We start from the raw sequence: 10,568 nt of genomic DNA on the forward strand, positions 1-10,568 counted from the left end.
AATGGGTGAGGTCGGGCTGCGACGGAACTGCCGGGGTCCACCGTTGAGACGAAACATGCGACCCATGATCCGAATCCACTCCCTGCTTGTCCTGGCCTTCAGCGCCTGCATCCTCGCCGCCTGCGGCGGCGGCGGTGGCGGCGGATCCGACACGCCCACCGTGGCGGTCAACCGTCCGCCGGTGGTCGCCCGGCCCAACGCGGCCCAGGCGGCGACGGTCGGGACCGCCTTCAGCTACGACGCCGGGCAGGGCGGCGCGACCTTCACCGACGCCGATGGCGATGCGATGACCTCCGCGGTCACCCTGAGCGTGACGACCGTCGGCCTGTCGGTTTCCGGAACCACAGTCAGCGGGACGCCGCACACGGCCGGGACCGTCGCGGTCACCATAACCGCGAGCGATGGCCGCGGGGGCTCGGCGACCAATACCTTCAACATCGTGATCGCGCCCGTCTCGCAGGCGTCCCTGGGCCGTCCGACCCTGCCGGCGACCCTGTTCGCCTACGCCGACGCCAACATCAACCTACCGGCGCATTACACGCGAACCGGGCCCGGGACGCCCGCCGGGGCCGACAACACGCCCCCGACAAATGCGGTGACCAACGCCGGCGCGACCCTCGGCCGGGTGCTGTTCTATGACCGCAGGCTGTCGCTGAATGACACCATCGCCTGCGCCAGCTGCCACCAGCAGTCGAAGGGGTTCTCGGACTCCGCCCGGTTCAGCGTCGGCTTCCGGGGCGCGACGACCCCGCGCCACGCCATGGGCCTGACCAATGCGCGCTACTACAACCGGGGCCGCTTCTTCTGGGACGAACGGGCGGCGACCCTTGAGGACCAGGTGGTGACGCCGATCCAGGACACCACGGAGATGGGCATGACCCTTGCCGATCTGGAAACCAAGCTGGCGGCGACAGACTACTACCCCGCCCTGTTCCGCGACGCCTTCGGCACCACCCAGGTCACCCGCCAGCGGATCGCCCTGGCCCTGGCCCAGTTCGTTCGTTCCATGTCGTCCTATCGCTCGAAGTACGACCAGGCCTTCGCGGGCGGGGTTCCCAACTTCGCTGCCACCCTGACCGCCCAGGAGGAGCGGGGGCGGCAGATCTACATAGGCGCTGGCCGCTGCGACGGTTGCCACGGCACGGATGCCCACATCAGTCCCAACGTCTTCAATAACGGGCTCGACGCAACGGTCACCGACGTCGGCGCGGGGGGTGGGCGGTTCAAGTCGCCCGCCCTGCGCAATATCGCCGTCCGGGGCCCCTACATGCACGACGGCCGGTTCGCGACCCTCCGGGACGTGGTCGAGCACTATGACCACGGCGTCCAGGACAGCCCCAACCTGGCACCCCAGCTGAGGGACAATGCGGGCGCCCCGCGGCGGCTCAACCTCTCAGAGGCCGACAAGCTGGCCCTGATCGCCTTCCTGGGGACCCTGACGGACACCGCCCTCCTCCAGGACCCGAAGTTCTCGAGCCCGTTCTGAGTCCGTCAGTAGGCGACGCGCTCGACCTGCAGGCCCGCCCGGGTCAGCTGGTCCTGGACGCTGCCCTTCCCGGTCAGGTGGCCGGCGCCGACGGCGACGAAGACCACGCCGGGGCGGTCCATGCGCGCCTTCAGGTCCGCCGCCCAGCGGGCATTGCGATCGGTCAGGAGGATTCGGGCCGTCTCCGGCGTCGCCTTCATTTCCGCGTTCATGAGCCGGCCAGTCTCTTCCGGCTCGCCCCGGGCCCAGTGGTCGATCATCTTCGACATCAGGGCCAGGCCCTCCTCGCGGTTGTAGGCGAGGTCGCGGATGCCGGCGAGCTGCTCGGCCTCGGGGGTGGAGTCGAGCATGGTGAACTGCTGCTCCGGGGTCTCGAAGGCGGTGAGGGTCTTCCCCGCCTTCCGGGCCGCCTGGGTCAGGACCTCCTCGGCACCGGACTTCGGATCCATGCCGGCCTTCGTGTACTGCACGACGGACGCCTGTACGACGATGAACCAGGGTTCTAGAGGCTCGAGCGGGGCGGCAGGCAGGCCGAGCTCCGTCAGCGCCCGGACATAGGCCGCATGGTCCTCCGGCGACAGCCTCTGGGACATGGTACGGCCCTTGGGGTCCACGGCCAGCTTCAGAATGAGGGGGCCGAGGCTGGCCGGATCCTCCACCGGCAGGAGCTCCATCCTCAGTTCGTCGGACGCATTGAAGGCGTCGGCCACTCCATCGTCGAACCAGGCCAGGTCCGCAGGCAGGAAGTGGACGGTCCCGAAGAGATAGATCGTGGTGTCCGCATCGCGCACCACCCACAGGGCGGGATCGGCGTCGCGGGGGGCGGCGAGGGCCGGCGCAGCGGCGAGGGCGAGGGCAGCGGCGAGGGCGGCGAGGCGGCGGATCATCAGGGGGCTCCGGAAGGAAGGGGGAAGGGTCAGCCCAGCCGGCGGCGCAGCTTGAGGCCGAAATAGGCGAGGAGGGTGACCACCAGGGTGGCCATCAGGACCGCGAGGACGTCGGGCGCGGGCGCATACCCCCTGGCCGCAACGGCGACCCAGCCTGCGCCGATCAGGATATGGGCGATGACGCCGACGAAGCTGGCCCAGAGGTTGTCCATGACTTCCAGCTCGTCCACCCGGCGGATGAACCAGACGTTCACGGCGACCACCCCGCCCGCGACCAGGGCCAGAAGGGTCCAGAAGATGGCGGGCGAGAGCGGGAGCGCACCGCCGTCGGCGAGGGCGAAGGCCATGCCACCGAGGAAGCCGACGCTGAGGGCGGCGATCCAGACGTTGCGGATCCGGCGGCTTCGCTGGCGCAGCCGGGCCTCGCCCGAGAGGGAAGAGGTCGAATTCGTTTCAGGTGAGGTCATGGGAGGGTTCTCTGGATCTGGATCAGGCGTCGTCGCCGCCGAAGACCTGCTCGATGGGCAGGGCAAATTCGCGGGCGATGCGGAAGGCGAGGCTGAGGGAGGGGTCGTGCTTGCCAGTCTCGATGGCATTGACCGCCTGGCGCGACACGTCGATGCGCCCCGCCAGCTCGGCCTGGCTCCAGCCCTTCTCGGCCCTCAGGAGTCTCAGTCGGTTGTTCATGTGATCCCGTCTGATGTCAGGTTACCCTGACAAAATGTCACCTCGACCTGACTATGTCAAGTCAACCTGACATCTCGCTCTAATGGGGCTCGTAGCGATTACTACATCAGCCTGACCCCGCCTCAGCGGCGGTCGGCCAGCCAGCTGCGGATAGTGCGGTTCACGAGGGCTTCGGCGTCGTGCTGCACGAAGTGGTCGGCGTCGGGGATCATCAGGAGGGTGGTATCCCGGGCCACATGGTCCCAGGTCCCGGCGTGGCCGGCAGCGGACAGGGCCTTGTCCTTCATGCCGTGAATGACCAGCACGGGTGCCTGAACGGGCGGCAGGGCCGCAGCCGAGATCGGGGCCGCCGCGCCCGTGCTCGAGGGGTAGTTCGCCCGATAGTAGTTGAGCATGCCCGCCAGGCTCGAGCGACGGAAGGCCTCGATGTAGCCAGCGCGTTCCGCCGGGTCCTTTACCCAGCCGGCCAGGCCCTCGGCGGTGAGATACTTCTCGAAACCCGGGGTCTGGAAATTCCTGGCGTATTGGCTGTTCTTCTGCTGCTCGGCATTGCCAGCCATCTCCCGGCCGAAGCCGGAGGGGTGGGGGACGCTCAGGATGACCAGCCGGTTGACCAGGTCGGGCCGCTGGATGGCCACCTGCCAGGCGATGGCCGCGCCCCAGTCGTGGCCTATCACCACGGCGTCCTTCGCCCCCTCGGCGGCGATGACCGCGGCCACGTCGCCGACCAGGTTGGGCATGGCGTAGGCCTCGACCCCGTCTGGCTTGTCCGAGAGGTTGTAGCCCCGCCCGTCCAGGGCCGCAGTCCGGTAGCCCGCTGCCTGGAGCACGCCCATCAGGGGCTTCCAGGTCGCCCAGTAGTCAGGGAAGCCGTGGATCATCACCACCAGCGGCCCCTTGCCCTCGACCACATAGTGGATCCTGACCCCGTCGTTGACGGCGTAGCGGTCCTGCGGTGCGGCACCTGCGCGACCCGCGCCCAGGGCCAGGGCGGCCAGGCCTACGAGGGTGGCGAGGGCGGCGAGGCGGGGCTTGCGGCGCATGGCGGGTCTCCGGGTCCGCTGGACAGGCGGGCACTAAGCCGTAACATGCCCCCTCCACGGCCCGGCCGCCAGCGTCGCTAGGGCCTTCCGGGGGAAACCATGCCCAGCCTTACCGTTCGTCTTGCCGCCGTCGCCGCGATGGTCGCCGCCGGGGCCGCCCAGGCCGCCACCCTCTCGGTCGCGCCAGGCCCCGACGCCCAGGAGCGGCTGCAGACCGCCCTGCTGGATGCCAAGCCCGGCGACACGGTCCAGATCGCCGCCGGCCGCTATGACCTGACCGACGGCCTGTCCCTAGACGTCGACGGCGTTACGGTCACCGGCGCGGGGCCGGGCGCCACCGTCCTGTCCTTCAAGGGCCAGAAGGGCGCGGGGGAGGGCCTGATGATCACCTCCGACCGGGTGACCGTGAAGGACCTGGCGGTGGAGGACACCCGGGGCGACGGGATCAAGTCCAAGGGCGCCGACGACATCCGCTACCTCAACCTGCGGGTCGAATGGACCGGCGGACCGAAGGCGACCAACGGTGCCTACGGGGTCTATCCGGTGGCCTCGTCCCGGGTGCTGATCGACGGCGTGGTGGTGCGCGGCGCCTCCGATGCTGGCATCTATGTCGGCCAGTCCCAGGACATCATCGTCCGCAACAGCCGGGCCGAATTCAACGTCGCCGGCATCGAGATCGAGAACTCCATGCGCGCCGACGTCTATGACAATGTCGCCACCCACAATGCCGGCGGTGTCCTGGTCTTCGACCTGCCCAACCTGCCCCAGATGGGCGGCAACACCACCCGGGTCTTCCGCAACCGGATCGTCGACAACGACACCCCCAACTTCGCCCCCAAGGGCAATATCGTCGCCGGCGTACCGACCGGGACGGGGGTGATGGTCATGGCCAACCGGAACGTCCACGTCTTCGACAACGAGATCGCCGGCAACCAGAGCGCCGGGATCATGGTGGTCAGCTACACCCAGGCCTTCAACGACCCCCGCTACAACCCCCTGCCGCGGGACATCGTGGTCCGCGACAACCGGATCGGCCGCAATGGCTGGGATCCGCAGTTCCCCGGCGGGCCGGAGATCGCCAAGGCCCTGGGCGGTCCCCTGCCGCCCGTGGTCTGGGACGGGGTGACGACGATTCCCGGTCAGCCGGCGCCCGCCCGCGTACGCCTGGCCGACGGGCCGGTGCTGAACCTCAACCTGCCCGGTCCAGGCCGGGTGGACGCCGCAGCTCCCACTGTGGCCGCCAGGGTGGGCGACGCCGTGATCCCGGAACCGGCCCCCGTGCGCCTGGAGGCCCCCCGCCCGTGAGGCGTGGCCTCGTCCTCCTCGCTACCCTTCTGGGGCTGGGCGCTGCGTCTCCGCCGCCCGGCGTCGACCTGGACCGGGTGCTGCAGGCAGACCCTGCGCCCCGGCTGTCGGACTACCGTCTCTTCCTCGATGGCACCGCCGGCCGGCCCAATGCCGGCCTTGTTCCCTACGTCCTCGCCACGCCCCTCTTTACCGACCACTCGGAGAAGTCCCGCCTGGTCTTCACCCCGCCGGGCCGGAAGATCGGCTACACCGCGACGGGCGTCCTCGACTTCCCGGTGGGCGCCGTCCTGGTCAAGACCTTCGCCTATCCCGCCGACCTGCGCCGCCCGGATCGCGAGGTGCGCAAGGTCGAGACCCGCCTCCTGATCCACAAGGCCTCGGGCTGGACAGCCCAGACCTATGTCTGGAACGCCGAGGGGACGGAGGCGGTGCTGAAGCGGGCCGGCACCCGCCTGCCGGTGCGCTTCACCGACCTCAAGGGTGTTCAGGTCGACCTCGACTACGCCGTGCCCAACCAGAACCAGTGCAAGACCTGCCACCAGCTGGAGGGCGCGGTCACCCCGATCGGCCCCAAGGCGCGCAACCTGAACCGCGAGGTCGCCCTGACTGGCGGCGGCCAGGCCAACCAGCTGGAGTCCTGGCACCAGGCGGGTCTGCTGGAGGGTGCGCCGCCTCCTACCGCCCGGCCGCGCCTTGCCGCCTGGGACGACGCTTCCCAGCCCGTCGAGGCCCGCGCCCGGGCCTATCTCGATGTCAACTGCGGCCATTGCCACAACCCCTCGGGGTCGGCCAGCAACTCGGGTCTGTTCCTCACCGCCGAGGAGACCCGTCCCGCCGCCCTGGGGATCGGTAAGCCTCCGGTAGCTGCTGGCCGGGGTGCCGGCGACCTCTTGGTCGGTGTCGATCCCGGCCATCCGGACCACTCCATCCTGGCCTATCGAATGGCCTCCACCGAGCCCGGCGTGATGATGCCCGAGCTGGGCCGGACCCTGCGCCACGAGGAGGGCCTGGACCTGGTTCGGGCCTGGATCCGCGCCCTGCCCCCACAGGCGCAGGCGGGCCTCTGAACCCGGCCACCTCGCCCGCTTGACAGACGGGCCAGACCTGCCGATATTTACACTGTAAGATTTCTGATCCCGACCTCCAAGGAGCCGGCCCGTCATGTCCAGTCCCATCGAAACCGCGATCCGCGCCACGGTCACCAAAGGCCTCGGCGCCGTGGTTGGGTTCAACCGCGCGCGCCTCGCCGCCCGGAAGACCTCCAACCTCTATCTCGAAGGCGTCCACAAGCCGATGGAGGCGGAACTGACCCTGGAGGCCCTTGAGGTCACGGGATCCATCCCGGCGGAACTGGACGGGCGCTACCTGCGAATCGGTCCCAATCCGGCCGCCCCGGTCAGCCCGGCGGCCTATCACTGGTTCACGGGCGACGGCATGGTGCACGGCGTACGCCTGAAGGCCGGCCAGGCCCTCTGGTACCGGAACCGCTGGATCCGGTCCCGGGCCGTCTCCGCAGTCCTGGGCGAGCCCGAGGCACCTGGTCCCCGCAATGGCCAGTCTGACTCGGTCAACACCAATGTCCTGGGCCACGCCGGCGCCCTCTGGGCCCTGGTCGAGGCTGGAAGCTATCCGGTCCGACTGGGCGAAGACCTCCAGACCCTGGCCCACGACCCCTTCGGCGGGACGCTCATGGGCGGGTTCTCGGCCCATCCCCACCGGGACCCGGAGACCGGTGAGATGCACGCCATCTGCTACGAGGGGCCCGAGTTGAACGCGATCCGCCACGTGGTGGTGAGCCCGGAAGGCCGCGTGACGCGGGAGCTGTCCATCCCGGTCCGCAACGGCCCGTCCATCCACGACAGCATGATCACCCGAAATTACGTGATCATCCTCGACCTGCCCGTGACCTTCTCCATGAAGACCCTGCTCGCAGGGAACCCCTTCCCCTATCGCTGGAACCCGGATCACCGGGCCCGGGTGGGCCTCCTGCCGAAGACCGGGACCGCGGACGACATCATCTGGTGTGATGTCGCACCCTGCTACGTCTTCCACCCCTGCAATGGCTACGATACCGCAGACGGCAAGGTCATCCTCGACGTCTGCGCCCACGACACCATGTTCGATGGCGACCGGATGGATGGACCGGTGTCGACGTCTACGCCCTTCGAGCGCTGGACGATCGACCCCGTCGCCCGCTCCGTGGACCGCCATGTGATCGACCCGGACGGCCAGGAGTTCCCCCGGCCCAACGAGTCCCAGATCGGCAAGCCCTATCGCTACGCCTACACCATGAGCCTGCCGGCGGGCTTCGACGCCGCCGCGCCCGACCAGACCCGCCTGTTCAAGCAGGACCTGGAGGCGGGGACCCGGCAGGTCCACGACTTTGGGGTGGGCTACCTGCCCGGAGAATTCGTCTTCGTCCCGCGCTCGACGGCAGGGGCCGAGGATGACGGCTGGCTGATGGGCTATGTTGTGGATCTGTCGAACGAGGCCACCGACCTTGTCATCCTGAACGCCGACGACTTCGAGGGCCCGCCCCAGGCCTCCATCCGCATCCCCCACCGGATTCCCCCGGGCTTCCACGGCAACTGGGCCCCGACTGTCACAGGTCTGTAGCCCTGATCTGAGACACCCGTCTGATAACGGGAAAATCGACCATGCGTAATCTCTGGATCGGAGCGGTAATTGCCCTGGCGGTGAGCGGCGGTGCGGCGGCTCACGAAGGCCCGCACGACCCGCGGCGGATGGACTTCCCCGCTCCGGCGGCCGGCGGGCGGATCCTGGCGGTCGACCTGCACACACACAGCGTTTTCTCGGACGGCGAGGTCTGGCCGACGATCCGCGTGGAGGAGGCCCGCCGTGACGGCCTGGCAGCCATGGCGGTGACCGAACACCTGGAGTATCAGCCCCACGCTGCGGACATACCGCACCCCGACCGCAACCGGTCCTATGAACTCGCAAAGGCTGCAGCGGGGGAAAGCGTCCTGATTATCGCGGGTGCCGAGATCACGCGCCAGATGCCACCCGGCCACGTCAATGCAGTCTTCATCACCGACGCCAACGCCCTGTCGCGCGACGATCCGGAAGCGGCCATCCGCACCGCCAACGCCCAGGGCGGCTTTGTATTCTGGAACCATCCCTACTGGCATCGCCAGCAGCCGGACGGGGTGGCGCGTCTGCTGCCGCTGCACCAGCGCTTGATCGCCCAGAAGCAGCTCCATGGGATCGAGGTGGCCAATGGTGCCGACTATTCGGAATCGGCCTTCCGCATCGCCCTGGACAACAACCTGGCCATCATCGGCACATCCGACATCCATGGCCTGATTGACTGGGACAACGACGTGCCCCGTGGGCACCGGACCGTCACCCTCGTCCTCGCCTCCGACGGCTCCGCCGCCGCAATCCGCAAGGCCCTGGGCGAGAACCGGACAGCCGCCTGGTATCGCGACAGCCTGATCGGCCGGCCTGCCATACTGGAGCAGATCATCCGCGCCTCCCTGACCCTGGCACCGGGCGGCTATGCTGAGGGTTCCAAGGTCCTCACCGCAGTGATCAAGAACACCTCTCCGGTTCGCTATCTCCTTCGCGTGCGCTCCCCCCAGGCTCTCTACACCTCGACGGACATCGTCACGGTCCCGCCCTACGGAGAAGCGGAAATCCAGGTGACGGGCGGCGTCACTCCCGCGACCCTCGCCCTGGACTTTGAGATCCTGAACACCCTGGTCGCCCCCCGCCAGCCCCTGGTCCTGAACCTGAAGCCAAAGGCGCCCTAGGCCCCTCAGTCCCTCGATGACAGGGGATAGATAGGGGTCTCCAGGGGGCCACTCAAAAGGGCAAGAGGGGCCGCCTCGCCGGGAAGGGCTTGCGCCGGGCCCCCACAGGGCGGAACCTCCTTCCCGGACGGAGGCGCCGGGAACAGGCGTCCCCCATCAACCGGAGGGACGTCACCATGAGAGTGCTCAACCTGATCCTGTGCGGCCTCGCCGCGGCGCTGCTGGCGGCTCCGTCCGCCCTGGCCGGTCCGCCCAACGCCCTGGACGCCTACGTCGCCAAGCCGGATCCCAGCTATGGATATCGCGTGGTCGGGACCTGTACGGGCGAGGGCTACCGCTGCGCCATCCTGCAGATGACCAGCCAGACCTGGGGGCCCAAGGATGTCGACGACCGGGTGTGGAAGCACTGGATGACCATCGTCATCCCCGACAACCTGTCCCACACCAAGGCCTTCCTCTACATCACCGGCGGCGACAAGGGCGATGCTGCGCCCACCGCCCCGGCGGAACGGTTCGCGAAGATGGCAGTGGAGACGGGCTCCGTCGTCGTCGAGCTGGACGACGTACCCAACCAGCCCCTGACCTTCGCCGACGACCCCCTGAAGAAGGCCCGGGTGGAGGACGAGATCATCGCCTTCCTGCAGGCGCGCTTTGCCAAGTCGCAGGACCCGGAGACCCTGGTGCGCCTGCCCATGGTGAAGAGCGGGACCCAGGCCATGACCGCGGTGCAGGACTTCATTCGCACCGACTCTGGCGGCAAGCGGAGCATCGACGGCTTTGTGGTGGCCGGCGGCTCCAAGCGCGGCTGGACCACCTGGCTGGTGGGCGCCGTCGACAAGCGGGTGGTGGCCATCGTTCCCATCGTCATCAATGTCCTGGGGGTGGACGAGACGGTGATCCACCACTGGCGGGCCCTCGGCTATTTCTCACCTGCCCTGCAGGACTATGTCGACGCGGGCCTGATCCCGGCCCAGATCGGCAAGCCCGCCCTGAAAGAGGTGAACCGCATCGAGGACCCCCTGAACTACCAGGACCGGGACACCATGAAGATCCCAAAATACGTGATCAACGCGGTGGGCGACGAGTACTTCCCGCCTGACAACACCCGCTACGGCTATTCGAAGGTCGCCCAGCCCAGGCGCCTGCGGATGATCCCGAATTCCAAGCACTCGACCGCCGGCACGGACATCATGGAGAGTATTACCGCCTTCTACGACGCGGTCCTCAATGGCCAGCCCCTGCCGGACTATTCCTGGACCCTCCGGACCGACGGCGCCCTGGTGGTGAAGCCCCAGGGCCAGCCCACGGAGGTCCGGCTCTGGCAGGCGACCAATCCCAAGGCCCGGGACTTCCGCGTCGACACCATCGGCAAGGCCTTCACCTC

10 protein-coding genes are annotated in these 10,568 nt (G+C 68.6%); 6 read left to right on the forward strand and 4 right to left on the reverse strand.

Annotated elements, in window-relative coordinates; all coding sequences use genetic code 11:
* Positions 1-55: 55 nt before the first annotated feature.
* The gene (locus WCJ52_RS01920) at positions 56-1,486 is read left to right on the forward strand and encodes a cytochrome c peroxidase (RefSeq protein WP_336901603.1); all 1,431 of its coding nucleotides are present in this window, start codon (positions 56-58) and stop codon (positions 1,484-1,486) included.
* Positions 1,487-1,491: 5 nt separating this feature from the next.
* Here WCJ52_RS01920 and WCJ52_RS01925 read toward each other — a convergent pair whose 3' ends face one another.
* The 4 genes from WCJ52_RS01925 to WCJ52_RS01940 all read right to left on the reverse strand — a co-directional run bounded on the left by WCJ52_RS01925 (position 1,492) and on the right by WCJ52_RS01940 (position 4,103).
* On the reverse strand, positions 1,492-2,373 hold the full coding sequence (locus WCJ52_RS01925; protein WP_336901604.1) for a TraB/GumN family protein: 882 nt from the start codon (positions 2,371-2,373) through the stop codon (positions 1,492-1,494).
* Between the two features lie 29 nt (positions 2,374-2,402).
* Positions 2,403-2,840 carry a hypothetical protein gene (locus WCJ52_RS01930; protein WP_336901605.1) on the reverse strand — a complete coding sequence of 146 codons (438 nt, stop codon included), beginning with the start codon at positions 2,838-2,840 and terminating at the stop codon, positions 2,403-2,405.
* Positions 2,841-2,862: 22 nt separating this feature from the next.
* Positions 2,863-3,060 (reverse strand): helix-turn-helix transcriptional regulator, encoded by a 198-nt coding sequence (locus WCJ52_RS01935; RefSeq protein ID WP_336901606.1) that lies wholly within the window; start codon positions 3,058-3,060, stop codon positions 2,863-2,865.
* Positions 3,061-3,182: 122 nt separating this feature from the next.
* Entirely contained in the window at positions 3,183-4,103 is a 921-nt protein-coding gene (locus WCJ52_RS01940; RefSeq protein ID WP_336901607.1) for an alpha/beta hydrolase, read from the reverse strand.
* A gap of 99 nt (positions 4,104-4,202) precedes the next feature.
* Between WCJ52_RS01940 and WCJ52_RS01945 the strand changes: the two genes are divergently transcribed.
* From WCJ52_RS01945 to WCJ52_RS01965, 5 genes are all read left to right on the forward strand, one after another.
* Positions 4,203-5,408, forward strand: coding sequence for a parallel beta-helix domain-containing protein (locus WCJ52_RS01945; RefSeq protein WP_336901608.1), 1,206 nt, complete (start codon positions 4,203-4,205; stop codon positions 5,406-5,408).
* On the forward strand, positions 5,405-6,478 hold the full coding sequence (locus WCJ52_RS01950) for an SO2930 family diheme c-type cytochrome (RefSeq protein ID WP_336901609.1): 1,074 nt from the start codon (positions 5,405-5,407) through the stop codon (positions 6,476-6,478). The genes WCJ52_RS01945 and WCJ52_RS01950 overlap by 4 nt, the downstream gene beginning before the upstream one ends.
* A 94-nt stretch (positions 6,479-6,572) precedes the next feature.
* Positions 6,573-8,027, forward strand: a complete 1,455-nt coding sequence (locus WCJ52_RS01955; protein WP_336901610.1) for a carotenoid oxygenase family protein — start codon at positions 6,573-6,575, stop codon at positions 8,025-8,027.
* 41 nt (positions 8,028-8,068) lie between these two features.
* Positions 8,069-9,184, forward strand: coding sequence for an Sb-PDE family phosphodiesterase (locus WCJ52_RS01960; protein WP_336901611.1), 1,116 nt, complete (start codon positions 8,069-8,071; stop codon positions 9,182-9,184).
* Positions 9,185-9,360: 176 nt separating this feature from the next.
* The coding region (locus tag WCJ52_RS01965) for a PhoPQ-activated protein PqaA family protein (RefSeq protein WP_336901612.1) at positions 9,361-10,568 on the forward strand (1,208 nt) is incomplete at its 3' end.

The organism is Phenylobacterium sp., from assembly GCF_037138395.1.
GTDB lineage: Bacteria > Pseudomonadota > Alphaproteobacteria > Caulobacterales > Caulobacteraceae > Phenylobacterium.

Excerpts from the sequence above, each read along its gene's own strand:
- WCJ52_RS01955 (WP_336901610.1), top strand. The coding sequence starts at position 6,573 with ATGTCCAGTCCCATCGAAACCGCGATCCGCGCCACGGTCACCAAAGGC.
- WCJ52_RS01920 (WP_336901603.1), top strand. The coding sequence starts at position 56 with ATGCGACCCATGATCCGAATCCACTCCCTGCTTGTCCTGGCCTTCAGC.
- WCJ52_RS01960 (WP_336901611.1), top strand. The coding sequence starts at position 8,069 with ATGCGTAATCTCTGGATCGGAGCGGTAATTGCCCTGGCGGTGAGCGGC.
- WCJ52_RS01945 (WP_336901608.1), top strand. The coding sequence starts at position 4,203 with ATGCCCAGCCTTACCGTTCGTCTTGCCGCCGTCGCCGCGATGGTCGCC.
- WCJ52_RS01935 (WP_336901606.1), bottom strand. The coding sequence starts at position 3,060 with ATGAACAACCGACTGAGACTCCTGAGGGCCGAGAAGGGCTGGAGCCAG.
- WCJ52_RS01940 (WP_336901607.1), bottom strand. The coding sequence starts at position 4,103 with ATGCGCCGCAAGCCCCGCCTCGCCGCCCTCGCCACCCTCGTAGGCCTG.
- WCJ52_RS01925 (WP_336901604.1), bottom strand. The coding sequence starts at position 2,373 with ATGATCCGCCGCCTCGCCGCCCTCGCCGCTGCCCTCGCCCTCGCCGCT.
- WCJ52_RS01930 (WP_336901605.1), bottom strand. The coding sequence starts at position 2,840 with ATGACCTCACCTGAAACGAATTCGACCTCTTCCCTCTCGGGCGAGGCC.